This window comes from Streptomyces sp. CB01580 (genome assembly GCF_001905795.1).
GTDB lineage: Bacteria > Actinomycetota > Actinomycetes > Streptomycetales > Streptomycetaceae > Streptomyces.
Genome location: NZ_LIXJ01000010.1, coordinates 168,176 through 193,089, shown reverse-complemented (window position 1 = coordinate 193,089; position 24,914 = coordinate 168,176). Strand labels below are relative to the sequence as shown.

Below are 24,914 nucleotides of genomic sequence, written 5' to 3'. Positions count from 1 at the left end.
GCCGGCGCCGGTCAGGGGGCGGAGTAGCCGCCGTCCACCAGGTGGTAGCTGCCGTGGACGAAGGAGGCGCGGTCGGAGAGGAGGAACGCGGCGAGTTCGGCGACCTCCTCCGCCGTGCCGAGGCGTCCGGCCGGGTGCAGCGAGATGAGGTGCTCGCGGGCCGCCGCGTCCGCGTCGCGCAGCAGGGGGGTGTCGATGAAGCCGGGGCCGACGGCGTTGATCCGGACGTTCCGCGCCGCGTATTCGAGGGCGGCGGTCTTGGTCAGGCCGACGACGCCGTGCTTGGCGGCCACATAGGCCGGGGATCCGGCGAAGCCGTTGGTGCCGAGGATCGACGACATGTTGACGACGGCGCCGCCGCCCGCCTCGACGATGGCGGGGAGTTCGTGACGCAGGCAGTAGAAGACGCCGCTGAGATTGGTGGCGACGACCCGGTTCCAGTCCTCGACCGCGTACCGGTCCGTGGGGCTGCTCGGGCCGGCTATGCCCGCGTTGTTGACGGCGAGGTGCAGGGCGCCGAACGTGTCGACGGCGAAGCGGACACCGGCTTCGACGGACTCGGGGTCGGTGACGTCGACGGCGACGGCGGCGGCCTCGGCCCCGGCGTTCTCCAGGTCGGCGGCCGCCTTGCGGGCGCCCGCCTCGTCGTGGTCGGCGACGACGACGGACGCGCCGCCTGCGGCCAGTCGGCGGGCGAGGGCCAGTCCGATGCCGGAGGCGCCACCGGTGACGAGGGCGGTCCGGCCCGCGAACTCCTGGTCGGCGGGGGTGGGAGGGGTGCTCATGGAGTGGTTCCTTCCGTGATGCGGTGCGGCGCCGGACCGGTGAACAGCTCGCCGGAGAGGGCGTCGAATGCCTGTCCCACCAGTCGGGGCAGGTCGTCCGGATGTCCGCCGCGCACCCAGGCGGCCTCGGCCGCGAGGAGCGCTCCGGCACCGGCGGCGACCGTGACGGCCGGGCGGAGGTCCAGCCGCGGGTCGACGCCGAGCCGGTCGGCGACGATGGCGATCGAGTCCTCCTGCGCGTCTACCCGGATGTGGTGGAACGCCGCGTAGAGGGTGGGCTCCCGCTCGGCGAGCACCAGCAGGGCGAAGATCCGCTCCTGGCGGTGGAACGCCCGCGCCCGGAGGTCGTCGAGCCAGTCGAGGACGGCGCGGCGGTAGGCGACGAGCGGGGGCTCCTCGGCGGGCCGCGTGCGCAGGGCGGCGTTGATCCGGTCGCCGTCGTCCCGGAGCGAGTCCAGGACAGCGGCTTCCTTGCCGGTGAAGTAGCGGCTGAAGGTGCGCCGGTCGACGTCCGCGCGTTCCGCGATCTCCTCGACCGTCACCTCCTTCAGCCCCCGGTCGAGCACGAGCTCGACCGCGGCCTGCGCCAGTGCGTCCCGGGTCCTGCGCGCCTTGCGGCTCCGCCGTTCCGGAGGCTCCCGTTCCGGATTCATGACTGCACCGTACACCCGCAAATGTCCCGACGCGACAGGAGTCCCGCCGGGACATCGGATCACCGATTCCGCCTCCTGCCGACGCCGGTTGTTCGCCGGCCGCAGGAGCGATCCGGGTCCGCGCGAGCGGCGGCTACGCCCCCGGCGCGCCGAAGGTCTCCGCCGCCCGCCGGGCGCCCTGTCCCGCGGGCGGCGGGCGGTGCCGCCTTCCGGCCGGTGTACGGCTCAGCGCGAGCACGGCGATGTCGTCGCGGCGGACGCCCTCGGAGAAGTTCTCCAGATCGCCGCGGAGGGCGTCGAGGACCTCTCGCGGACGGCGCCGCGCCCACCGCCCGCGCGGGCGCCGTCGGGGTCCGGCAGGCGCGTCGGCGGGTGCCCCGGCACGAGCGCCGCCAGGAACGACGTGCGGCGGCGCAGCACGAATCCCAGCGACTCGTACAGGCGGACGGCCCCGGTGTTGGAGGCGGCGGCGTGCAGGAACGGCGTCTCGCCGCGTCGTGCGATCTCGTGGGCGACGGCCCGGACGAGCCTGCCCCCGAGCCCCTGGCCCCGTACGGACTCGTCCGTGCACACGCCGCTGATCTCGCTCCAGCCGGGCGGACGCAGGCGTTCTCCCGCCATGGCGACGAGCACCCCGTCGCGCCGCACCCCGAGGTAGCTGCCGAGCTCCACCGTGCGGGGCAGGAAGGGTCCCGGGCGGGTGCGGGCGACCAGGTCGAGCATCTCGGGTACGTCGGCGGGCCCGAGCCGTACGGCCTCGGGGAACGGCGCGGCCTCCACGCCCGCGTCGACGAGCTGGACGCCCTCGGCGTGGAAGACGACCTCCCAGTCCTCGGGCGGCGGCTCGCGGAAGGCCATGAGGGACACGACCCCGCCGGGTCCGGCGAGGGCCGCGGCGTCCGCCCAGTCCTCCGCCTCCGGCGCCTGCGGCAGTGCGCACCAGGCGGCCACGTCCGCCGGGTAGCGCAGAACACGGCCGCGCCGTTCGGCGAAGGAGGCGTGCGGACCGGTCAGCGCGGCGTGCACCGGACGGTCCAGCGGGTGCGTGGCGTCGGGGGCGGTCACCCGACCACCTCGATCACGATCTTGCCGCGGGTGTGTCCGCTCTCCACCGCGCGCAGGGCCGCCCCGGCCTCGGCGAGCGGGAACGTCCGGGTCACGTGGGTGCGCAGCACTCCGCGCACGACGAGGTCCCCCACCGCCTCGAGGACCACCGCGTCGCGGGCCCGGGCGACGGCCGCCCCGCCCAGTTCCGCCGCCAGCGGCTTGTCCCCGGCGCTGACCAGCCGGGCCGGGTCGACCAGCGGCGCCACGGCCCGCAGGGTGTCGCCGCCGACCAGGTCGAAGATCGCGTCGATGCCGTCCGGGGCCGCGGCCCGTACCCGGTCGGCGATCCCGTCGCCGGACTCGACGTGCACCGCGCCGAGCGATTCGACGTAGTCCTTCTTGTCCGCGCTCGCGGTGCCGATCACCCGGGCACCCGCGTGCCGGGCGAGCTGTACGGCGGCCGATCCGACGCCGCCCCCGGCCCCGGTGACCAGCAGCGTCGAGCCGGGGGCCGGACCGATCTGGCGCACGCCGTCGTAGGCGGTGGCCGCCGCGACGGGCAGCACGGCCGCGTCGGTGAACGACAGCGCGGCCGGCTTGTGCGCGGTCACGGCGACGGGCAGGACGGTGTACTCGGCGTACCCGCCGGTCACCGGGTTGCCGAAGACCTCGTCACCGACTGCGAACCCCTCGACGCCCGGCCCCACGCCCTCCACGACTCCGGCCGCCTCGCTGCCGAGCACGGTGGGGAACGGCTGCCGCTCGCTGCCGGGCCTCACGTAGCCCGTGCGCAGCTTCCAGTCGACCGGGTTGACCCCGGCCGCCCGGACGGCGACGAGCAGCTCACCGGGACCGGGTACGGGCACGTCCCGGTCGACCAGTGCCTCCACCTCCGGACCGCCGTTACGGGTGAACACGTAAGCCTTGGGCATGGGTTCCCTCTCTCCTGCTCCTGGTGGTCACGGGTCCGCGGTGCTCCCGGCCGGCCCGGCCACCGCTCGCCCCAGCAGCGGGAAGGCCGTTCCCGGCGCCCGTATTCCCGGACCGGGCGAATGTTCACGAGGGCGCAACGATCGGGAGGCCCCTGTCCGGACCGCGGCGTTCCGGCATCGGTCGGCGTCCGGCGGGGCGGGCAACGAGCAGTGCGGGTTCGTCGCCGAAGCCGATGAGCGGAACGCCGTCGGCGACCGGGGCCGGGGTGTGCGCCCGGTACGCGAAGTGCGTCGGCCCGCCGATCCGACGGGGCGTTCGCAGATCCCGTACGCGGACGGTCCCGTCGTCGCCGCCGACGACGGCGACGGTACGGCCGTGCGGCGCGGCGATCGACGGACCGGCGATCCGGCGCCGGTGTCCGGCAACAGGTGCGCCGTCGAGCGGTGCACGACCGCCGCCCGCCGCTCCTCCTCCCCCACCGTCGGCGCGTCGGTCACCGCCTCGTGCGCGCGGCCGCGCTCGCCGGATCACGCGGCGGAGCACTCCGGGTCCGCCGCGCCCTTGGGATTCCTCGCCCCGGCGGCGCCGAATTCCGCGCCCGCACGGTCGGTCGTGCCGGGACGCGTGTCGGCGGCCATGTCCTCTCCCCCTGGGCATCTCCGCGCCTCGTGGCGCGTCCGGGCACGGCGGCCGCCCCGGCGGGCCGCGGCCGATCGCACGGGAGAGCCGTCCCCGCCGCCCGGCGAAGGAGCCGGAGGATCGGCGGGAACCGTGGGCCGATGCCGGCCGGCGGACGGCCGGTTCAGGGCGTGGCCCGCGCGCCGCCCCCCTGGCGGATCCGGGCGAGGACGTCCCGGTGCAGGGCTTCCGGTCCCTCGGGCGGCAGCGGCACGGGACTGCCGGTGAGGGTGTACCACTCGTCGGCCTCGGTGTACTGGACGGCGATGTCGGCGCGCCCGTCGGGCCGTGGGACGGTCGCGACGGTCAACTCCCCGGTGATGACACCGACCTCGTCGGTCATCGCCCCGCCGGGGCCCGCCACGACATCGTCCACGAGCCGCCCCGGGCGTGCCGGTTCGTGCGCGTTCATGAGCCGCAGGTGTCCAGCATCTCGCCCAGCCTGTCCTTCTCCGCCGCGGTCACCGACAGCTCGTACGTCGCCTTCACCGAGACCCAGGAGCGGGCGTAGGTGCACCAGTACGTCTTGGACGGCGGCTGCCACGCGTCCGGCCCCTGGTCGCCCTTGGAGCGGTTGGAGGCCGCCGAGACGGCCAGCAGCTGCGGGTGGGTCAGATCGTTCGCGAACGCCTTGCGCCGGTCCTGCGTCCAGGCATGGGCCCCGGAGCGCCAGGCGTTGGCCAGCGGCACCATGTGGTCGATGTCCAGGTCCGAGGCGTTGGTGAACGTCTCGTCGTCGTAGACGCTGACCCACTTCCCGGACACCGCCCGGCACTTGTCGTCCCGTTCGACACCGGTCCCGTCACGCCCCAGCACCGTCTCCCGGGTGTCGCAGGACTCGCCCTGCGAGGCCCAGTGGGGGAACTTGGAGCGGCTGTAGCCGGACATCGAGCCGTGTGCGGCCACCTTCAGTCCTGCCAGGTCCTGCCGCGCCCGCTCGGCGGTCGGCACGCCCGGCAGGGTCGAGGCGGGCCCGTCGGCCCGGCCACCGCCCGAACCGGTCGAGGCCGTGGCGGCCGGCTTGCCGTCCGTCGTGGCGGGTGACGTCGCCTCGTCGACCAACGAGCACCCTGCCACCGCGAGAACGGCCACGGTCGCCAAGCCCCGCCCCCACCAACGCCGCTGACCCACCATGACCTGGACGCACCCCTCGAGAACTCGCAGCCAAGAAACGTTCCTGCACACCCTATCGGCTCCGGCACGCCGGTCGGCTCGCGCAACTCCCGGCCACTCGAACGGATTATTCCGGTTCTCCGGCGGCACCCCCGTTACGGCCGTCCGCGCGACCGGGCCCCGAACCGGCGGGCGGGGTTCGGCCACCGTCGATTTCGACTCAACTACCAGCGAATGTACGGAGATCGGCCCCGGCGGGCCGTCGGCTGTGGCAGTCTGGAGACGGCCGCCCCACCGGGCTCCCCCGTACCGGTGGGGCGGTTCCGGTGCCCGGCGCGGCCGACGGCGCCCGCGCGTGGCGCGGTCCGCCCCCGTGCTCCTGACCGGCCGTCACGACGGTTCCCGGCCATTGACCGCCGCTCCCGCCGCCCGGCCGCCGCTCCTCCGCATGAGCGCCCGCTTTCGGGGGCAGGCGCTCACACCTCACCTACGACCAGGGGAGTGTGACGAGATGACGGCGCACACCGCGCGGACCGGCCGTACGGACGGTGCGGGAGCCGGGAGGATCGAGAGCGGCCCGCAGAGCGCCGCCGACGACGGCGAGCTGCCGTGGATCGAGAACGCGGGCAGGCTCGCCCCGTCGGACGCGCGGGAACTGTCCCGGCTGTTCTTCGACCGCCTCCGGGACCTGGAGGAGGGCACCCCGGCCCATCAGTACGCGCGCAACACCCTCATCGAGATGAACCTCTCCCTCGTCCGGTTCGCCTCGGGGCGGTTCCGGAACCGGGGCGGCGGCGACATGGAGGACGTCGTCCAGGTCGGCACGATCGGGCTCATCAAGGCCATCGACCGCTTCGACCTCTCCCGGGAGGTCGAGTTCACCTCCTTCGCGGTCCCCTACATCACCGGGGAGATCAAGCGCTTCTTCCGCGACACCGGCTGGGCCGTCCATGTGCCGCGCCGACTCCAGGAGCTGCGGGCCGGCATCGCCAGGGCCACGGAGTCGCTGGCCGCGGAACTCGATCGCGAACCCACCGTCCGCGAGCTCGCCGAACGGCTGGGGCTGGGCGAGGACGAGGTCGGCGAGGGGCTCGTGGCGGCCAACGGGTACACGGCGGGTTCGCTGGACATGCCGGCCGAACCGGTGGGCACGCGCCGGCACCGCGGTCCGGGACGCACTTTCGCCGATGTCCTGGGCGGCCCCGATCCCGCCATCGAGACGGTGGAGAACCTGCACGCGCTCGCGCCGCTGCTGGGCGGCCTCGACGACCGCGAGCGCCGCATCGTCGACATGCGTTTCGGCCAGGAGATGACGCAGTCCCAGATCGGGGCGGAGCTCGGCGTCTCGCAGATGCACGTGTCACGGCTGATCAGCCGGATTCTGCGGAAACTGCGCAGCGGGATGTGCGTGGAGGAGTGACCCGACGACGCAAAGGAACGCCGGCCGCGGCCCGCGTGCCTCCGGGGACCGTACCCGGCGTCCTCCCCCGTGTCCTCCTCGCCGCCCCTCCGCGCTCCTTCCATGCCCCTCGCGCCGACGGCTTCCGCGTTCTTCGCGCCGGGGTCCTACGCCGGGCCGTCGGTGCCGTTCTCCGGGGTCCGTCCCCCGTAGTACGTGGCGATCATGTCCTCGCCGCCGTGTCCGGCCGCCTCGGCACGCGCGAAGCGGTCGGCCGACGCGGCGAGCAGATCCAGCCGCACCCCCGAACTTCCCGCCGCGTCCAGGATCAGCCGGGCGTCCTTCAGCGCGGTGGACAGGGCGAAGCCGGGGGTGAGGTCGCCGGAGAGCACGGCCGCGGACTTGTCCTGGAGGTAGACGGAGTCCAGCGGGCCGCCCTTGACCGTGTCGAGGAAGGTCCGCGGATCGACCCCGAGACCCTCCGCCAGTTCGAGGCATTCCGCGATGTTGTTGACCATCGTGATGACCCAGGTGTTGAGCACGAGCTTCAGGCGCGAGGCCGAGCCGGGCTCCTCGTCGATCCAGACCGTGCGCCGCCCGATCGCGTCGAGCACGGGCTCCACCGTAGGCCGGACGGTGGACGGACCGGAGACGAGGACCGTCAACGCGCCCCGCTCGGCGGGCTCCCTGGTGCCGGAGACCGGTGCGTCGAGGTGGACGAGTCCCAGGTCCGCCGCGACGCGGGACAGCTCGACGGCGGCGTCCGGTCCCACGGTCGAGCTCTGGAGCAGCACCTGGCCGGGGCTCAGCCCCGGCGCGGCGGCGGCGAGTGCCGCGGCGACCGAGGGGCCGTCGACCAGCATGGTGAGGACGACGTCCGCGCCGCGCACGGCGTCCGCCGCCGTCTCTGCGACCGTGGCGCCGTCGGCGGCGAGCGGGACCGCCCTGGCCCGCGTGCGGTTCCAGGCATGGACGTCGAGACCTGCCCGGAGCAGGCTCCGGGCCATGGCGGAGCCCATGATCCCGGTGCCCAGGACGGCCACGCGGAGCGTGGGGGCGGGCCGCGCCGCGGCATCGGGCCCGGCTGCGGACCGGGTGGTGTTCGCGGCAGCGGTGGCATCGGGCGCGGCGGCACCGGCCCCGGTGGCGCCGGGGTCAGCGGGGGTGTTCGGGGGCATGAGGAGGGCACTCCCTTTCGTCTGCCGCGTTCGGAGTGGGTTCGTCCGTCGCGCTCCGATCGGCCCGCGGCACGGTGGACCCCCAGGATTGCCGGAGCGCGCCTTCGCGGACGGCCACGTGCACGGCCCTGGCGAGTCGCGCGCCCCAGCGGGAACGCGGTCCCGCGAAGGGTTCGCCCGGGGTGCTTCCCGGGCAGGGCGCGGCGACGCAGACGGCGTCGGTGGGGGTGCCCGAGCAGTCGAGTCCCGCGTCCAGGAGCGCCTGCACCTTGGCCTCGGTGGCCGTGGCGACCGCGTTGACGAGTGCCGCGTCGGAGAGCGCCACCGGCAGGGTGACCACGATGTTGACCGTGCCCGGCCGCGGCGGTCCCCCGGTGTCCCCGTCGGCGGCACCGGTCTCCCGGGCGGGGGCCGCGGCCCAGCCGCGCACGCCGAGGCCGCAGGTGGCGGTGGCCGTCACTCCCTCGTCGGTGGCGAGGGCGTACGCGGTGACGTCGGCCGCCGTCATCAGACCCGCCCCGGGCCCGGTGAGGCGCTCCGCGGCAGCGATCTCGGCGAGGTGGCGGTCCGGGTCCATGCGCGGGTAGCCGCCGGGGACCTGGGCGTTGAGTATCCACGCGCGCGGGCCGATGCCTCCGCCGAGCACGGCGCTGCTGCACACCCGCCACCCCGGCCCCAGCCGCCACACCAGGTGGTGGAAGTCCAGCCCGTCCTCGCGTCGGGCGAGCAGCTCACCGCGCTGCTGGGGCAGCCGGATGCGTACGGAACTGATGGGACACCCCCGAGTGGTACGGCGGAACGAGGCCGACGGACGGCCGGACGATCATACGGGCCGGGCCCGTGGCGTCCCCGGGCCCGGCCCGTGCCGCATCGCCGCAGCGCGCCGGTGCGCCACGCCGTGGGACCCGCCGGAAGCCACCCTCACCCGATTGGCCTAACGAAGGTGCGGCCCGCCCATCGCCGTGCCACGCCGCAACCGCCGACGCCGCACGCGTGCGGCGGCCGGCCTCCGGGGACCGGGCGGTTGCAGCGTCCATCCGGGTGAGGCGCGATGGGAATCGGACGCGCCTCCCCTGATGGACCCAGCCACAGGACGCGCCCGGGTGAGGAGGAATCGGTCATGGGAGCCGCTGACGGATTCACGGATTCCGGAGAACTCGACGGTCTGACGGTGTACGACACCGCGGGCGAGAAGGTCGGCAGTGTGGGACGGGTGTATGTCGACGACAACACGGGCCGCCCGGACTGGATCACGGTGAAAACCGGCCTGTTCGGTATGAAGGAGAGTTTCGTGCCCCTTGCCGGAGCCCGCCGCGTGGGCTCCGACCTGCACATTTCACATCCGAAGGACCGCGTCAAGGAAGCCCCGCGGGTGGACGCGGACGCGCATCTGTCCGTGGCGGAGGAGGAGGAGCTCTACCGTCACTACGGCCTCGCCAGGAACACCACGGGCAGGCTCGGCGGCCCGGCGGGCACCGGAACCACGACCGGGACCGGGGCCATGGGCGCGGCCGGAACCGGGCGCGGGACAGCGGCCACGCCCGGCACCTCCGCCCCGGGCACGGACACCTCCCGCACCACGCCGCGCACGCCCGGCATGGCCGGGGCCGGAGCGGGCACGGGCAGGCGCCGTGACGCCGGAACGGCCGACCGACCGCTGGTCGGCGCCGGAGCGGGCACCGAGCGGTCCGCCGAACTCCGCGGCAAGGAGGAGTTGATCCGCTCCGAGGAGCAGTTGCGCGTCAGCACCGAGGAGTACGAGAGCGGCAGGGCCCACCTGCACAAGTACGTCGTCACGGAGAACGTCACCAGGACGGTGCCGCTGACGCACGAAGAGGTACGGGTGGTCCGCGAGCCGCTGCAGCCCGGCGAGAGGACGACGGGACCCACGAACATCCGCGAGCAGGACGTCGAGGTCACCCTGCACGCCGAGCGCGCCACCACGCGCAAGGAGACCGTGCCCGTCGAGCGGGTGCGCCTGGAGACCGAGCGGGTGACCGAGCAGAAGGAGATCTCCGCCGAACTCCGCAAGGAACAGATCGACTACACGGGCGGCGAGAACATCGGCCGCGAGGGCCCCGGCGGCGAGCCCGGCCGGGGACGTCACCGCTGAGCCGGTCCGGCGCACCCGGCCGCCGTGCCGGGGGACGGGGAGCGAGGGGTGCGGACCCGGGCGTGTCACGGGTCCGCTCCTTCCGCGTCCGGGGACTGCCGCCCCGCGGGGCCGGAGCGTGAGGTGACCGGCACGGGCGGATCCGCGCCGGTGCCGGGCACCGGGGTGGTGGCCGGGTGGTCGTGGCCGGGTCCGGCACGCCCCGGCCCCGGTGTGCGCCGCCGCACGGTCGGCCACGGTGGTGTCGGCCGCGGTCTACGGCCGCTGGAGGGCGAGCACGGCATTGTGCCCGCCGAAACCGAAGGAGTGGCTCACGGCCCGCCGGACGGGCCGCCGCAGCGGCTGCCCGACGACGCAGTTGATGTCGAACTCGGGCGCCGGGGCGTCCAGGTTGGCGATCGGGGGCACGACGCCGCGCTGGAGCGTCAGGACGGTCAGCCCGGCCTCGATCGCCCCGGCCGCCCCCATGCAGTGGCCGAGTACGCCCTTCGGCGCGGTGACCGGCGGCCGGTGCGGGTAGACCCGGCCGATGAGGGCGGCCTCGGTGGCGTCGTTGCTCGGTGTGGCCGTGCCGTGCGCGTTGACGTGGTCGACGTCGTCGGGCGCCCAGCCCGCGTCCCGCAGCGCGGCCTCGACGGCGGCCTGGGCCACCGCGCCGGACGGATGCGGGCTGGTGGGGTGGTGGGCGTCGGTGGTGGCACCGGTGCCGGCGAGCAGGGCCCTCGGCGCGGCGCCCCGGGCCGCCGCGTCGTCCGCGCGTTCCAGCACCATGACGGCGGCGCCCTCGCCCATGACCAGTCCGGCCCGGTCGGCCGCGAAGGGACGGCACAGCCGGGCCGGGTCGCCGACCGCCCGGGCCGCGGCACCGGACCGGGCGAATCCGGTCATGGCGACCGGGTAGACGATCGACTCGGTGGCCCCGGCGATCGCGACGTCGCACTGCCCGGTGGCCAGCAGGTCGCGGGCGACGGACAGGGCGGTGGCCCCGGACGAGCAGGCGGTGCACGGTGCCAGGCTGGGACCGGTGGCCCGGAACTGGATCGCGATCTCGGCCGCGGGCATGTTCGGGATGGTGAGCAGGATCCCCGAGGGCGACGTGGCGTCGGGCCCGTGCCGGTCGAGCACCACGGCCTGCTCGGTCAGTGCCGCGGAACCCCCGCTGCTGGTGCCGACGACGACCGCCACCCGGTCGCCCTCCCACCGCTGCGGGTCCAGTCCGGAGTCGGCGACGGCCTCCCGGGCCGCGACGACGGCGAGCTTGACGTACTTCCCCATCCGGAAGGACGTACGGCCGCCGATCGCGGCGTCGAGGTCGATCCCGTCGACCGTGCAGGCGAAGTCGATCGCGCAGCCGTCGAGTTCCGGGACGGTGCGCACCGGCGAGACTCCGGCGCACACGCCCTTCCAGGTGGATTCCGTGTCGTTGCCGACCGGGGTGATCATTCCCAGGCCCGTGACGGCGATGTCCGGCTTGTTCATCGGGCGTTGCTCAGGTGTGCCTCGGGGCGGGCCGGCGTCGCGCAGCCGCGCGGCGGGTCGATGAAGCGCGAGATCTCGGCCAGCGTGGCGTCCTTGGGGATCCTGTCCAGGTCCGTTTCGCCACCCGTCGTCTCCCTGAGCAGGACGGCGAACTCGGCGACGGCGAGGGAGTCCATCTCCAGGCTGTCCATCGTGGAATCCGGGTGGATCTCGCAGGGCGGCACCTTGAAGGTATGGGTCAGGACCTCGGTGATCCGCGGATGAATCGTACTCATGGGCTTCCTCTCCATCATTCGGTACGACTGTCGGCGCAGTGGGACGACATCGTCCCGACGCCGGATCAACTGAGTGACGTCGATCCAGTTACGCCTTATGGCGAACCGATTCGGCAGGGCCGGTCGGCGGCGACACGTGCCAGCGGACCAGAACGGCCGGCGTCGCCCAGAAGAACAGCAGCACGACACGGACCACGAGGACACCGGCCGCCTCCCTGACCCGATGGCCGCGGCCGGTGGTCCCCGTGTCGTTCACCGCTCCCGCCGCTCGTCCGCGACCGTGGCCGGGTCCCCTCCTCCGTTCCGGTGCCAGGCGGCCGCCGGGTCGTCGTAGGCGTCGATGTAGCCGTCCCCGGCGATGGGCCAGTCCGCGAGGAGTTCGGCAGGCAGGGCGAAGGCGTCGGCGAGTTCGGGGAGCCGGTCGACGAGGGCGGCGATCAACCGGTCCGTCGCGTCCGGCAGTTCATCGACCTGACGAGGTGTCATATACCCGAAGGCCAGCAGGTCGCCACTGCCGAGGGCGATCCGGTCCAGCGCGAACAGCCGTTGCAGCCATGTGAGTTGTTCGCGGGCGCGGCCGTGCGGCAGTCGCTGCACCGCGTCCGTGAACGCCTCGGCCGCCTGTCGGCCGGCGTGGGCCTCGACGCCTCGCAGCGCGGGCCCGGAGGCGGCGTTCCACCGCGCCAGCGGATCGCCGTGCGGAGCGCTTCCCATGCGCCGCCCGGCGCGGTCGAACCAGATCCGCTCCAGGGCCGCCAGCAGCCCGACGAGGAACCGCGGATCGGCGATTTCGCCCGGTTCGCCGCCGGAAGGGGCCGCGCGCCCGGCCGGTTCCGCGGCCAGGAGCATCTCCGCGGCCGCCTTGGCGTGGATCGCCAGATTGTCGCCCTCCGCGGTGATGGCACCCTCCACCCCCGTGAGCAGCGCGCTCATGCCGTTGTTCTCCAGGAGCGCCTGCGCGCCGCAGCGTTCGCGGCATTCCACGATCACCGACCTGGCCTGCCAGGTGATCCACCCCTTGGCGACGGCGACCAGCCGCTCCGCGTCCTCCCGGCAGGCCTCCGCCGCGTCCCCCCGTGCCGCCTCCCAGTGGTCCAGGGCCCTGCGGTGCAGCAGACTCATCGCGAAGACGGTGGCCATGGCGCGGACGAGCGGCCCGTGGTGGCTGCGGTGGGCCATCACCGGCACCTGTCCCGTGCCGCGGGGCCCGGAGACGTGGCGGTGGCCGCCGTAGCGGACGGCGACGGCGAGCGTGGCCCGCGCCGAGCCGACCGCACAGGCGCTCATCGAGATCTTTCCGGCCGTCACCCTCCCGATCGACGCGAGGAGGCGCCGTCTGCGGTTGCCGATCGCGCTGCTGAACACACCGTCGTCGCCGATCCGCCCGTGGTCCCCGGCGAGCAGCGCGTCACGCCCCACGAGGACCCGGTCGAAGGAGGTCAGGCAGTGGTCCACCGGGCTCCCCATGCGCGCGGGAAGCCTGCGCACCCGGACACCGGGCAGGGGGCGTTCGGCGTCGGTGAGTGGTACGAGGAAGAGGAAGACCCCGTGATCGGCGCCGTCGACGAGCAGCCGGGCGGCCACGAGCCCCGCCTTGGGGCCGCCCGCCGGACTGGTGTTGGGCATGAACTTCTGGGCTCCGGCGTGCGGGGTGTGCAGCACGAACCCGTCGCGGGCGCGGTCGTAGCGGGCGATGGTCTCGATGGCCGCCGCGTCGTTGCCGTGCGCCACCTCCGTGCACAGGAAGGTGCCGGTGCTGCGCAGCCGGAGGAAGTCCGACAGGTCGTGGCGGCCGAGGCCGTCGTGGTCGAGGAGACTGCCGAGGAAGAGGTTGTAGTGGATGCCGGCCACGGTCGTGAGCGCCGGGTCGACCGGGCCGAGCCATTCGTGCAGGGCCGCGAGGGCGCGCGGGTCGGCGGCGAGCCGCGCGCCGCCGTCGGGGCCGGTGGCGAGGCCGTCGTCGACGTCGTCGTCGAGGCCGTGGACGAGGCCGTCGTTGAGCGCGCGCAGGCGGTCGTACGCGAGGCGCAGACGCTGCCCGGTGGTGGGGCGGTCCGGTCGCCGGAACGGTTCTGTGGCGATCAGCCGTCGCCAGAAACCGTGTTCGCGGTGGTGGTCCTCTCCGAGGAGCACTGCGGTGAGGAGTTCCGTGGACCGTTCGGTGAACGGGCTGTCGATCGTTGCGGTCATGAGACATCAACGATTCAGTCAACGGCTAGGACACCGGGGCCGATACGCCGTCGCGCCCCGCGTCGGGACACCCTCGCCGGGGCAGCGGACGGTCCTCGTCGGCGCGCCGGAAGGCGAGCACGACGTTGTGTCCGCCGAAGCCGAAGGAATGGCTGAGTGCGCGCTCGACGTCCTGCGCCCGGGGCTCCTCGACCACACAGTCGAGGTCGGAGCCGTCGGGCGGCGAGTCCAGGTTGGCGACCGGGGGCACCAGGCCGTGCTCCAGGGTCAGTACGGTGGCCACCGCCTCGATCGCGCCTCCCGCCGCGAGGGTGTGTCCGAGCACGCCCTTCGGCGCGGTCACGGACGGCCGGTGCGGGAACATGCCGGAGATCAGGCCGCCCTCCATCGCGTCGTTGAGACGGGTGGACGTGCCGTGGGCGTTGATGTGGTCGACCTCGTGGGCGGCCCACCCGGCCTCGCGCAGCGCCGCCTCCACCGCCCTGCGGGCACCGGCCCCGTCCGGGGAAGGGGCCGTGGGGTGGTGCGCGTCGGTGCCGGATCCCGTGCCGGTCAGCAGGGCGCGCGGACGCCGGCCGCGGGCGTACGCGTCGCGCGTGCGCTCCAGCACCAGTACGGCGGCCCCCTCGCCGATCACGAATCCGTCCCGGTCGGCGGCGAACGGGCGCGAGGCCCCCGCCGGGTCGGCGGTCCGCAGCGAGAGCGCGCCCATGCCCGCGAAGGCGCTCACCACCAGCGGGGTCACCACCGACTCCGCGCCGCCCGCCACCACCACGTCGCACCGACCGCTCGTCAGCAGGTCGCGGGCCAGGGAGATCGCGCTCGCCCCGGACGCGCACGCCGTGGCCGGGGCGAGGCTGGGGCCGTGCGCCCGCAGCGCGATGGCGACCTCCCCCGCGGCGGCGTTGGGCATCATCATCGGGACCAGGAGCGGCGACACCGCCTCCGGCCCGTCGTGCTCCAGCCTGCGCGCGTTGTCGGTGAGCACGGCCACCCCGCCCACACCGACCCCGAGCACCACGCCCACCCGGCCGCCGTCCCACCGCCGCGGTGACAGCCCGGCGTCGGCGACCGCCGCGCGGGCGGCGACCAGCGCCATCTTCACGAACCGCGCCATCCGCCACACCGAACGCCCGCCGACGGCCTCGTCCAGGTCGATCCCGTCCACCGGACAGGCGAAGTCGACCGGCAGCCCGGCCAGTTGTTCACAGCGCCGGGCCAGCGACACCCCGGCGCACAGCCCCGCCCAGAAGGTCCGTTCGTCCGCTCCCGCGGGAGTCACCATCCCCACGCCGGTCACCGCGACACCCGTGTCGGCCCGCCCCATGTTCCGCCCCCTCCTCCGCAATCGATCACGCCTACCGGTTGTCGAACGGCCGTAGCCCCGGGGAGGATGCGCTCAATGAGCCGAACGGGTCATGGTTCGGCCGTCCGGGCCATGCGCGGGTGACGCGTTCACCCGTCCGCCGTACCGGGTCGCGCCGCCCGTCACGGGTGCCGTACGGCCGGCCCGGGGGTGTCGCGGCGCCGCGACCGGTCGCGGGCGAGCGCCGCCCGCAGTTCGGCCGCGTCCGGCGGGTTGGCCCCGGCCCGTGCCACGGTGACGGCGGCGCAGGCGGCGGCGTGGCGCAGGACGTCGGCGACAGTGGACCGGTCCGCCGTGCGCAGCCGCTCCCTGCCGTCCGGGCCGAGCAACCCGTGCGCGGCGAGGGCGTGCAGGGTGCCGGACATGAAGGCGTCGCCCGCCCCCACGGTGTCGACGACGTCGGTGGCGAACGCGTCGACCGTGACCCGCCCGCCGGGCAGGACGGCCAGGGCGCCGTCGCCGCCGCGGGTGACGAGGACGACGGCCGGCCCCCGGCCCAGCCACCGCCGCGCGACCGTCTCCGGCTCCTCGCCGGGGTACAGCCACTCCAGGTCCTCGTCGCTGGCCCTGACCACGTCGCTCAGCGCGACGCAGTGCTCGACCCTGCGGACGGCGGCGTCGTGGTCGCCCATCAGTGCGGGCCGCACGTTGGGGTCGTAGCTGACGGTCGCAAAGGTGCGCAGCGACTCGACGGCGGCGAGGACGGTGGCAGCGCCGGGGTCGGTCACGGTGGCGATCGAACCGGTGTGGACGTGGTGGGGCGGCCGTTCCGGCGCGACCGGGGCGAGCGTCCAGGCGATCTCGAAGGCGTACGCGGCCCGGCCCTCGCGGTCCAGGGTCACGACGGCCGACGGGGTGGGGGCCGCGCTGCCGTCCGTGCGCACCTCGACCCCTGCCTCGGTCAGATGACTCCTGATCAGGCGCCCGCGGTCGTCCGGGCCCAGTTGTGTGAGCAGGGTGACGGCGTGCCCGAGCCGGGCCAGGCCGTGGGCCACGTTGGCGGGGCTGCCGCCCGGGTGGACGTGGACGTCCCCGTCCGGCAGCCGGACGATGTCGGCGACGCATTCGCCGATGACGAGCAGGTCGAGGGGGTCGGGCATGGGGCGGGGTCTCCTGGCGTGCGGGGCCGCGGCGCCCCGGCGGACGGCGCGGCGTGCGGTCGCGGTGGGTCCCATCCTGCCCCGGCCGCGGTCACCGGCCGGTGGCGCCCTCCACCGCGTCCGCCACGAGGTCCAGGAAGCGCGCGTGGGCCCGCGGGCCGCAGACCGGCTCCGGGTTCCACGGGACCACTCGGGCGGCCCGTTCGATCGCCGCCCACTCCTCGTTCGTCCGCAGGTCGTCGAGCGGCGTGGCGTTGACCCGGATGTCGGCGAGGACGATGTCGGGGCGCAGCGCCGCCGCTCCGGCCCAGCCGACCGTCGACCAGCTCGCGCCCGGCCCGTCGGCCGGTTCCACCAGGTCCACGCCGAGTTCGGCGAGCACGCGCAGTTCCGGCCACATGCGGGGGCGTGCCAGATGCGTCTGCTCCTGTCCGGCCGGGGAGAGCGCGACGACACGGGGCCGGCCCGCCCCGGCGCAGAGCGTGCGCAGCCGGTCCCGGGCGGTCTCCAGGTCCCGCGTCCCCGTGGTGGGCGCCTCGGCCCCGAGCGACCGGGCGAGTGCCGCGAACCGTTCGGTGACCTCCGCGAAGGAGCGCGCCCGTCCCACGTCGAGGACGACGACCGGGACGTGCTCCTCCAGGTGCTTGGCGGTCTCCGGGGCAAGGGCGTAGACCTGTCCGCCGCCGTAGCTGACGGCCACGACGAGGTCCGGCTCACCGCCGAGCAGGGTGTCCGCGTCCAGGGAGCTGCCCGCCCCGACGTAGGCGACCGTGTCCACCGGGAGCGATCCCGTCTTCGCCTCGTCCGGCGCGGCGGGATCGTCGTGGTCGGAGCCGAACATCGCGGCCGGGCGTGTCCCGTGGTCCCACAGGGTCGCTCCGGCCTGCACATAGGCGAGCACCCGTGCCGGGCGCCGCGCCGCGGTCGCCACGTGTCCACGGTCGTCGGTGAACTCCCACACGGTCCGCTCCCTCACCTCGCACGCCCTGCGGCACCGGTCGCCGGGGCGGCTTCGTCCATTCGTCCACGAGTCGTACACCCGTACCTGCCCAGCAAATGAGTGCGACATCCCCTGCCGTCGGCCGGTTCGGCAGGGTTGGCGCGAAGTAGCCTCTGCCCGAACGAACATGACAGTCCGTCAACTGTGTGCGTCCCGGTCGGCGGGAGCGGCGCTCCCGGCGGCCCCGGCCGTCGGGTCCACACCGAGTCCGGTCAGGAACGCCGCGGCCGCGGGGGTGGGACGGAAGCGGCTCCAGACGAGCCGTTCCGTGCGGGCGGGCGCCTCGCGGACGCGCAGCACGTGCACGCCGGTCAGTTGCTCGGCGAAGGCGGCCGGTTGCAAGGCGACGCCGAGCCCGCTGCGGACCAGCCGGACGATGAAGTCGGTGCTGCCGACCTCGAACGCCACCTCCCGGGTGAGACCCATCGCCGCGAAGGCCTCGTCCGACTGCGCCCGGGCGGCGGTACCGGCGGGGTGGTCGACGAACGTCTCGCGCGCCAGCCGGTCCAGACCCACCTCGGTCTCCCCCGCCAGGGGGTGGGCCGGGGCGACGACGGCGACCAGTTCGCCGGTGGCGAGTTCCCGGTCGTTCACGCCCGCGGGCCGGTAGCTCGGCAGCACCCCCAGGAAGGCCACGTCGAGCGCGCCGTCCCGCACCTCCTGGACCAGATCCTTGCTGGCCCCCTCGCGCAGGACGACGCGCACCTTCGGATGGCGGAGGCGGAACGCCCGCAACGCGGCCGGCAGGTCGACCGAGCCGATGGTCGGGATGGCACCGACCGCGAGACGGCCGCGGACCTCCCCCACCGCGGCGGCGACCTCGCTCCGGGCCCGTTCCGCCGCTTCCAGCGCCTGTCCGGCGTGCGTCAGGAACGCCTCGCCCGCCGGGGTGAGCCGCACCCGGCGGCTGGTGCGGTCGAAGAGCCGGGCACCGAGTTCCTTCTCCAGACGGGCGATCTGGTGGCTGAGAGCGGACTGGACGACCAGGCACTGTTTGGCGGCGCGGGTGAAGCTCCCCAGTTCCGCCACCGCGAGGACGTACCGCATCTGCTGAAGTTCCATCCATCCATCGTGAATCACGATCGATGAAATGAAAAACATGTGTTGGACTCATGGATGGAGGAACCCCGACGCTGGGCGCATGGCTCATTCCACAGCGGGGGCCCGAAACCGGGCCGTCCCCCGCCCACTCCCCGACCCTGCCGGTCTCCCCGCCCTCGCCCGCGGCTCGGTGCCGCTGATGGCCCTGGCCGCCGGGCTCTCCGCCTCCGGGAACTACTTCGCGCAGCCGCTGCTCGACGTCATCCAGCGGGATCTGCACATCGGCGCCACCGCCGCGGGCCTGATCGTGACGGCGGCCCAGGCCGGGTACGCGCTGGGCCTGATCCTGCTCGTGCCGCTCGGGGACGTGCTGGAACGCCGGCGGCTCGCCGTGTCCCTGTTCGCGCTCACCGCCCTGTTCCTGCTGCTGACGGCCGCCGCCCCGGGCGGCCCGCTGCTGATCGCCGGGACGCTGCTCGTCGCGCTCACCTCCGTGGGGGCACAGGTCGTGGTTCCCTTCGCGGCAACCCTCGCGGCTCCGGCGGAACGCGGCAGGGTCGTCGGCGTCGTCATGTCCGGGGTGCTGCTGGGCGGCCTGTTCGGCCGACTGGCCTCCGGGGCCCTGTCCGAGCTGGGCGGCTGGCGCACCGCGTACTGGGTGAACGCCCTGCTCATGGCCGTGATGGCGGTGCTGCTGCAGCTGCGCCTGCCCCGGCTGCCGCGCTCGCGCGAGGCGGGCTCGATGTCGTACACCGGTCTGCTGCGGTCCACCCTGGCGCTGCTGCGGCAGGAGCCGCTGCTGCGCTGGAGGGCGGCCATCGGCGCGTTCTCGATGGCCTCGTACAGCGTGCAGCTGACGGCGCTGACGTTCCTGCTGACCCGGTCGCCGTTCGACTGGAACGCGGCCGCCATCGGGCTGTTCGGACTGCTGGGGGTGATCGGGGTCCTGGGCATGAACGTCGCCGCCCGGCTGGGCGACCGCGGCCGGGTGCAGGCGGTGTCGGGGACGGCGGGCGCCCTTCTCACCGTCTCGTGGCTGCCGCTGCTGGCCGGGGAGTCGTCCCTGCCGTGGCTGGCGGTCGGGGTGATCTCGCTCAACATCGCCCAGCAGGCGGGGCTCAACAGCTGCCAGAACGTGATCTACGCGCTCCGTCCGGAGGCCCGCAACCGGATCAACGCCGGATTCATGACGCTGTTCTTCCTGGGCGGCGCGCTCGGCTCCGCACTCGCCTCGGTGGTCTGGTCGCGGGCGGGTTGGGGCGGTGTCTGCCTGCTCGGCGGACTGCTGGCCGCGACGAGCCTGGTGCTGTGGGTGCTGGAGCGGGTCAGGACGGGCGGCGGTGCGCGTCCCGTCCCCGGCGCCGTCACTCGTTGACGGTGGTCAGCAGCACCACGGCGTCCTCCAGCGCCACCAGCCCGTGCCGCTCCCTCGGGACGGGCTGGAGCCCTCCGGCTCCCACCTCCACGTCCCCCGAGGCCGCGGTGAGACGCACCCGGCCGCGGAGCACCTGGAGGGAGGCCGCGGCGGGCGCGTTGTGCTCGTCCAGGGCGGTGCCGGCGGTGAGGGCGATGACGGTCTGGCGCAGGGGCTCCTGATGCAGCAGTCGGTGGGCGCTGCGGCCGTGCGCGGAGGCGCGGGCCGCGGCCAGGTGCTCGTCGGCGAGGGCAGTCAGGTCATCCATGTGCCCACTGTGCCGCAGGTCCTGGGCCCGCGCGATCCTGCGGGTCCCCGCCCGCCCGCCGTGCACGCGGTGCCGCGTCCCGCCGTGCCGTTGCGGCGGGGTGCCCACGGCCCGGCGCGCGCGACCCGGGAAGATGGCACGGGGGAAGACCGCGACGACCGACCGATACGGAGGACTGACGGATGCCGCACGAACGAGCGGGACAGCCGGCCCGGCCGGAGGATCTCACCGATGTGGCACGGCTGGTGACGGCGTACTACACGCTGCACCCGGATCCGGCCGTACCGGACCAGCGGGTGGCGTTCGGCACCTCCGGACACCGGGGGTCGTCCCTGGCCACCGCGTTCAACGAGGACCACATCGCCGCCACCAGCCAGGCCATCGTCGAGTACCGGGCGCGCCGGGGCACGGACGGGCCGCTCTTCCTCGGCGCGGACACCCACGCCCTGTCGGAACCGGCCCGGATCACTGCCGTCGAGGTGTTCGCCGCCAACGACGTGACCGTGCTCGTCGACCCGGCCGACGGCTGGACCCCGACCCCTGCGGTGTCGCACGCCGTCCTCGCCCACAACCGCGGCCGGACCTCGCACCTCGCCGACGGCGTGGTGGTCACCCCGTCCCACAACCCGCCCGGGGACGGCGGCTTCAAGTACAACCCGCCGAACGGCGGACCGGCCGGTTCCGGGGCCACCGGCTGGATCCAGGAGCGGGCCAACGAGATCATCGCGGCGGGCATGAAGGACGTGCGCCGACTGCCGTACGCCCGCGCGCGTGCGGCGTCGACCACCGGGACGCACGACTTCCTCGACGCCTACGTCGGCGACCTTCCGTCCGTGCTCGACCTGGACGCGATCCGCGCCGCCGGGGTGCGCATCGGCGCCGACCCGCTGGGCGGCGCCTCGGTCGCGTACTGGGGCCGCATCGCCGAGCAACACCGGCTCGACCTGACCGTGGTCAACCCGCTGACCGACCCCACCTGGCGGTTCATGACGCTGGACTGGGACGGGAAGATCCGGATGGACTGCTCGTCGCCCTTCGCGATGGCCTCGCTGATCGCCCAGCGCGACCGGTATCAGATCGCCACCGGGAACGACGCCGACGCCGACCGGCACGGCATCGTCACCCCCGACGGCGGGCTGATGAACCCGAACCACTACCTGGCCGTCGCCATCGACTACCTGTACGCGCACCGCGAGGACTGGCCGGCCGCCGCGGGCATCGGGAAGACGCTGGTCTCGTCGGGGATGATCGACCGGGTCGCCGCCGGTCTCGGACGGCGACTGGTCGAGGTGCCGGTCGGCTTCAAGTGGTTCGTCGACGGGCTGGCCGACGGCTCGCTCGGGTTCGGCGGCGAGGAGTCGGCGGGGGCCTCGTTCCTGCGCCGCGACGGTTCGGTGTGGACGACGGACAAGGACGGCATCCTGCTGGCGCTGCTCGCCTCGGAGATCCTCGCGGTGACGGGGAGGTCTCCGTCGGAGCACTACGCGGCGCTGACCTCCCGGTTCGGTGAGCCGGCGTACGCGCGGACGGACGCCCCGGCCACCCGCGAGCAGAAGGCCGTGCTCGCCCGGCTCTCCCCCCGGCAGGTCGGCGCCGGCACCCTGGCCGGCGAGCCGGTGACGGCCGTGCTCACCGAGGCGCCCGGAAACGGCGCGCCGATCGGCGGCATCAAGGTGACCACCGAGAACGCCTGGTTCGCCGCACGTCCCTCGGGCACCGAGGACGTCTACAAGATCTACGCCGAGTCGTTCCTGGGCCCCGACCACCTGGGCCGGGTGCAGGAGGAGGCCCGGGCCGTGGTCTCCGCGGCCCTGGACGCCTGAGCCCTCGCCCCCGGCGGTTCACCCGTACACCGCCCGCCGGTGGCGAGGCACGCGAAGCGGACCGACGCTGGTCACCAGCCTCCGGTCCGCGCGGGGGCGGAGTCTCGTGGGGGTGAACCCGTGTCGGATGCCGGTGCACCGGACCCAGCGTCGGCACGGCCCGACGCCATGGGAGCGGCGCTCCTGCGCGCCCTGTTCGCCCAGTCGGCGGTGGGGCTGCACGTGCTGGACACCCGGCTGCGCCTGGTGCGGGCGGTCAGTCTGTCGGGCGCCGGGGCCGCCGGGCACCTGGTGGGGCGTCACTTCACGGACGTGTACCGGTGCGAGCGGCCGGACAGGGAGGAGCGGCTGCTGCGCGAGGTGCTGGACACCGGCGTCTCCGTGTACGACCACGTCGTCCGGGGCAGGCTCGCGGACACCCCCGGCCCGGACCGCGGCCTCATGGTCTCGGTCCACCGGCTGGAGGAGGCGGACGGCCGTGTCCTCGGGCTGCTGGCCACCGTCGTCGACGTCGACGAGCGGGAGAAGGAACGCGTCCGGGCGGCGAGCCTGGCGGCCGTGCGGACGAAGGTCGGTACGTCGCTCGATATCGCGACGACCTGCGAGGCGCTCGCGGAAGCCGTCGTTCCGATCTTCGCCGACCTCGCGGTGGTGGAGGTGGTGGACGATGTGGTGCGCGGCTCGGATCCACCGCCCGGCCCTCTGGGAGCCGCGGTCCCGCTGCGCCGCGCGGCCGTGCGCGGCCCCGACGCGGAGGACCGCCTGGACGGCCTCGTCGGGGAGATGCGCCGACTGCCCGCCCGCACGCCGCACTCCCTGGCGGCGTCGGACCTGCGGGCCCGCCTCGTACCGATCGACGACCGGACGCCATGGCTCGACGCCGCCCCGGACACCGCCCGACTGGTCCGGGCGACCGGGGCCCATTCCCTGATCGTCGTCCCGCTGACGCTGCGCGGGGCGGTGCTCGGCCTGGTGAGCCTCTACCGGTGCCGGGGCACGGCCCCGTACGAGGAGAGCGATCTTCCCCTCGCCCTGACGGCGGCCGCCCACGCCGCCCTGAGTGTCGACAACGCGCGGCGCTACGTGCGCGACCACGTGATCGCGTCGGCGGTGCAGCGCAGGCTCCTGCCCCAGCGCGAGGGCGACGGGGTGGCCGTCGAGACGGCGCACGTACTGCTGCCCGGACGCGGCAGCGGAGGCTGGTTCGACACCATCAATCTCTCCGGCGCGCGCACCGCTCTGGTCGTCGGCGACGTCGAGGGCTCCGGTCTGCGGGCGGCCGTCGTCATGGGGCAGCTGCGGACCGTGATCCACGCCCTGGCCGGTCTCGATCTGGAGCCCGACGAGGTCCTGGCCAGGCTCGCCGAGACCGCCGTCCGGCTGGCCGCCGAGCAGGCGGAGCCGCCGCCCGTCGGCCGGGGGCACGCCCAGCCGCTGACCGCGACGTGCGTCTACGCCGTCTACGATCCCCTGGCCCGCACCTGCACCGTGGCCCGGGCGGGACACCCGGCGCCGGTCCTCGTCACGCCGGACGGCACCGCGACCGCCCTGGACGTCCCGGAGGGCCCCGCGCTGTTCGACACCGACGGCTCGCCGTTCGCCATGGCCGTTCTCCGGCTCGCCGAGGGCAGCGTCCTGGCCTTCTTCACCGGGCCCCTCCTGTCCGGCGAGGAGACCGCGGAGCGGGTGCGGGAGGCGCTCGCGCGGCCCGGACGGAGCGTCCAGGACCTGTGCGACGACGTGGTCTACGGCCTGCCGGGCGAGACGCACGCGGAGGGTGCCGTCCTCCTGGTCGCCCGCACCGGAGCGGTGCCGGACGACCGGGTCGCGGCGTGGGACCTGGCCCACGACCGGACGACCCCCGGCATCGCGCGCACGCTCGTGCGCGACCGGCTCGACGGCTGGAACCTCGACGAGGAGACGGCGGAGGCGACCGAACTCATCGTCAGCGAACTGATCACCAACGCGATCCGTTACGGAGCCCCTCCGCTGCGCCTGCGGCTGATCCTGGACCGCACGCTCACCTGCGAGGTGCACGACAGCAGCCGGGTGTCACCCCATCTGCGCCACGCGCGCACCGTCGACGAGGGCGGGCGCGGGCTGTTCATCGTCTCCCGGCTCGCCGCGCACTGGGGCGTGCGGTACGGCGCCGAAGGCAAGACGCTGTGGACCGAGCAGGAGCTCCCGGACGCGTCCGCCGCAGGGCCATTGCCCCCTGCGCACAAGCATGGTTGAGTGCCACACGAAGATATGAATCGAGGTTCAGAACATCGTGGCCTATCGACCCACCGCCCGTACGGAGGCGACCCGGCTCGCCCACCGGGAACGGCTGCTGGACGCCGCCCGTGAACTCCTGGCCGAGGGCGGGTACGCGGCGGCGAGCGTCTCCGCGCTCGCCGACCGGGCCGGGGTCGCCACCGGGAGCGTCTACAACCACTTCGCCTCCAAGCAGGAACTGCTGGCCGCCGTCTTCCGTCATGTCGCCGGTCACGAGCTGAGCGCGGTGCGGGAGGCGGTGGAGGCCGGGACCGGGGCCGCCGGACAGCTGCGCGCCCTGGTCGAGGTCTTCTCCCGCCGTGCGCTGCGCACCCCGCGCACGGCCTGGGCGCTGCTCGCCGAACCGGTCGATCCCCTCGTCGAACAGGAGCGCCTGGCCTACCGGCGCGACTACCACGCACTCGCCGAGTCGGTCGTCGCCGCCGGGGTGGCCACGGGTGAACTGCCCGAGCAGAACGCGCGGTTGTCGGCCGCGGCCGTGATCGGGGCGGTCGGCGAGGCCCTGCTCGGTCCGCTGTCGCCGGTCGGTGGGCGCACCGACCCGGAGCCGGTCGTGACGGGCATCACCGCGCTGTGCCTGCGCGCGGTCGGGGCCGACACCGCCCCACCACGCCCCCGGTGACCGTTCGACACCGCCCCCGAGCGCGCACCCCACGACGTCCCGCAGTCCCGCAGTCCCGCAGTCCCGCAGTCCCGCAGTCCCGCAGTCCCGCAGCCGATCGTCCGGTCCCGTTCCACCGCACGCGTTCCCCCGCCGGACCGTCGCCCTCGTCGCCCGCCCA

Annotated in this window: 22 protein-coding genes and 1 pseudogene; 6 read left to right on the top strand and 17 right to left on the bottom strand. The window is 74.6% G+C overall.

From position 1 onward, the window contains the following. Window positions 1-11 precede the first annotated feature (11 nt). From AMK22_RS17240 to AMK22_RS17210, 7 genes are all read right to left on the bottom strand, one after another. A complete protein-coding gene (locus AMK22_RS17240) occupies window positions 12-785 on the bottom strand; it encodes an SDR family NAD(P)-dependent oxidoreductase (protein ID WP_073785944.1) in 774 nt (257 codons plus the stop codon). Next, window positions 782-1,438: a TetR family transcriptional regulator gene (locus AMK22_RS17235; protein WP_073785942.1), complete on the bottom strand. Its 657-nt coding sequence runs from the start codon at window positions 1,436-1,438 to the stop codon at window positions 782-784. The genes AMK22_RS17240 and AMK22_RS17235 overlap by 4 nt, the downstream gene beginning before the upstream one ends. Before the next feature lie 225 nt (window positions 1,439-1,663). Next, window positions 1,664-2,503, bottom strand: coding sequence for a GNAT family N-acetyltransferase (locus AMK22_RS17230; protein ID WP_079186209.1), 840 nt, complete (start codon window positions 2,501-2,503; stop codon window positions 1,664-1,666). After that, a complete protein-coding gene (locus AMK22_RS17225) occupies window positions 2,500-3,417 on the bottom strand; it encodes an NADP-dependent oxidoreductase (protein ID WP_073785940.1) in 918 nt (305 codons plus the stop codon). The genes AMK22_RS17230 and AMK22_RS17225 overlap by 4 nt, the downstream gene beginning before the upstream one ends. A 124-nt stretch (window positions 3,418-3,541) precedes the next feature. Then, on the bottom strand, window positions 3,542-3,949 hold the full coding sequence (locus AMK22_RS17220; RefSeq protein WP_143203570.1) for a hypothetical protein: 408 nt from the start codon (window positions 3,947-3,949) through the stop codon (window positions 3,542-3,544). A 271-nt stretch (window positions 3,950-4,220) separates the two neighbouring features. Continuing rightward, window positions 4,221-4,508 (bottom strand): hypothetical protein, encoded by a 288-nt coding sequence (locus AMK22_RS17215; RefSeq protein ID WP_073785936.1) that lies wholly within the window; start codon window positions 4,506-4,508, stop codon window positions 4,221-4,223. Beyond that, the gene (locus tag AMK22_RS17210) at window positions 4,505-5,230 is read right to left on the bottom strand and encodes an HNH endonuclease family protein (protein WP_073785934.1); all 726 of its coding nucleotides are present in this window, start codon (window positions 5,228-5,230) and stop codon (window positions 4,505-4,507) included. The genes AMK22_RS17215 and AMK22_RS17210 overlap by 4 nt, the downstream gene beginning before the upstream one ends. 490 nt (window positions 5,231-5,720) lie before the next feature. On the opposite strand from AMK22_RS17210, the gene AMK22_RS17205 reads away from it, so the two are divergent. Beyond that, window positions 5,721-6,629: an RNA polymerase sigma factor SigF gene (locus tag AMK22_RS17205; protein ID WP_073785932.1), complete on the top strand. Its 909-nt coding sequence runs from the start codon at window positions 5,721-5,723 to the stop codon at window positions 6,627-6,629. Window positions 6,630-6,775: 146 nt separating this feature from the next. Here AMK22_RS17205 and AMK22_RS17200 read toward each other — a convergent pair whose 3' ends face one another. Together AMK22_RS17200 and AMK22_RS17195 are read right to left on the bottom strand one after the other, a co-directional pair. Then, window positions 6,776-7,786 carry an NAD(P)-dependent oxidoreductase gene (locus AMK22_RS17200; protein ID WP_079186208.1) on the bottom strand — a complete coding sequence of 337 codons (1,011 nt, stop codon included), beginning with the start codon at window positions 7,784-7,786 and terminating at the stop codon, window positions 6,776-6,778. After that, complete coding sequence (locus tag AMK22_RS17195) at window positions 7,764-8,558, bottom strand: adenosylcobinamide amidohydrolase (protein WP_443333300.1); 795 nt, start codon at window positions 8,556-8,558, stop codon at window positions 7,764-7,766. Before AMK22_RS17195 ends, AMK22_RS17200 begins: the two co-directional genes overlap by 23 nt. A gap of 348 nt (window positions 8,559-8,906) precedes the next feature. Between AMK22_RS17195 and AMK22_RS17190 the strand changes: the two genes are divergently transcribed. Continuing rightward, complete coding sequence (locus AMK22_RS17190; protein WP_073785930.1) at window positions 8,907-9,899, top strand: PRC and DUF2382 domain-containing protein; 993 nt, start codon at window positions 8,907-8,909, stop codon at window positions 9,897-9,899. Window positions 9,900-10,154: 255 nt separating this feature from the next. Here AMK22_RS17190 and AMK22_RS17185 read toward each other — a convergent pair whose 3' ends face one another. From AMK22_RS17185 to AMK22_RS17155, 7 genes and pseudogenes are all read right to left on the bottom strand, one after another. Next, window positions 10,155-11,378 (bottom strand): beta-ketoacyl-[acyl-carrier-protein] synthase family protein, encoded by a 1,224-nt coding sequence (locus tag AMK22_RS17185; protein ID WP_073785928.1) that lies wholly within the window; start codon window positions 11,376-11,378, stop codon window positions 10,155-10,157. Beyond that, a complete protein-coding gene (locus AMK22_RS17180; RefSeq protein WP_073785927.1) occupies window positions 11,375-11,653 on the bottom strand; it encodes an acyl carrier protein in 279 nt (92 codons plus the stop codon). The genes AMK22_RS17185 and AMK22_RS17180 overlap by 4 nt, the downstream gene beginning before the upstream one ends. An 88-nt stretch (window positions 11,654-11,741) precedes the next feature. Beyond that, window positions 11,742-13,843, bottom strand: a pseudogene (locus AMK22_RS17175) (acyl-CoA dehydrogenase family protein). A 25-nt stretch (window positions 13,844-13,868) separates the two neighbouring features. After that, window positions 13,869-15,170: a beta-ketoacyl-[acyl-carrier-protein] synthase family protein gene (locus AMK22_RS17170; RefSeq protein ID WP_079186207.1), complete on the bottom strand. Its 1,302-nt coding sequence runs from the start codon at window positions 15,168-15,170 to the stop codon at window positions 13,869-13,871. Between the two features lie 161 nt (window positions 15,171-15,331). Then, the gene (locus tag AMK22_RS17165) at window positions 15,332-16,309 is read right to left on the bottom strand and encodes a carbohydrate kinase family protein (RefSeq protein WP_073785925.1); all 978 of its coding nucleotides are present in this window, start codon (window positions 16,307-16,309) and stop codon (window positions 15,332-15,334) included. A gap of 91 nt (window positions 16,310-16,400) precedes the next feature. Next, window positions 16,401-17,285 (bottom strand): ABC transporter substrate-binding protein, encoded by an 885-nt coding sequence (locus tag AMK22_RS17160; protein WP_073785923.1) that lies wholly within the window; start codon window positions 17,283-17,285, stop codon window positions 16,401-16,403. Window positions 17,286-17,447: 162 nt separating this feature from the next. Further along, the gene (locus tag AMK22_RS17155; protein ID WP_073785921.1) at window positions 17,448-18,371 is read right to left on the bottom strand and encodes a LysR family transcriptional regulator; all 924 of its coding nucleotides are present in this window, start codon (window positions 18,369-18,371) and stop codon (window positions 17,448-17,450) included. A 79-nt stretch (window positions 18,372-18,450) separates the two neighbouring features. Here AMK22_RS17155 and AMK22_RS17150 point away from each other — a divergent pair, with 79 nt between their 5' ends. Further along, complete coding sequence (locus AMK22_RS17150) at window positions 18,451-19,725, top strand: MFS transporter (RefSeq protein ID WP_079186206.1); 1,275 nt, start codon at window positions 18,451-18,453, stop codon at window positions 19,723-19,725. Here AMK22_RS17150 and AMK22_RS17145 read toward each other — a convergent pair. Next, window positions 19,715-20,032, bottom strand: coding sequence for a cupin (locus tag AMK22_RS17145; RefSeq protein ID WP_073785919.1), 318 nt, complete (start codon window positions 20,030-20,032; stop codon window positions 19,715-19,717). The two genes, AMK22_RS17150 and AMK22_RS17145, sit on opposite strands and share 11 nt — an antisense overlap. 182 nt (window positions 20,033-20,214) lie before the next feature. On the opposite strand from AMK22_RS17145, the gene pgm reads away from it, so the two are divergent. The 3 genes from pgm (at window position 20,215) to AMK22_RS17130 (ending at window position 24,754) form a co-directional block, all read left to right on the top strand. Beyond that, window positions 20,215-21,855, top strand: a complete 1,641-nt coding sequence (pgm, locus tag AMK22_RS17140; RefSeq protein ID WP_073785917.1) for a phosphoglucomutase (alpha-D-glucose-1,6-bisphosphate-dependent) — start codon at window positions 20,215-20,217, stop codon at window positions 21,853-21,855. A 168-nt stretch (window positions 21,856-22,023) separates the two neighbouring features. Further along, the gene (locus tag AMK22_RS17135) at window positions 22,024-24,090 is read left to right on the top strand and encodes a SpoIIE family protein phosphatase (RefSeq protein WP_079186205.1); all 2,067 of its coding nucleotides are present in this window, start codon (window positions 22,024-22,026) and stop codon (window positions 24,088-24,090) included. 37 nt (window positions 24,091-24,127) lie between these two features. Next, a complete protein-coding gene (locus AMK22_RS17130; RefSeq protein ID WP_073785914.1) occupies window positions 24,128-24,754 on the top strand; it encodes a TetR/AcrR family transcriptional regulator in 627 nt (208 codons plus the stop codon). Window positions 24,755-24,914: the final 160 nt, after the last annotated feature.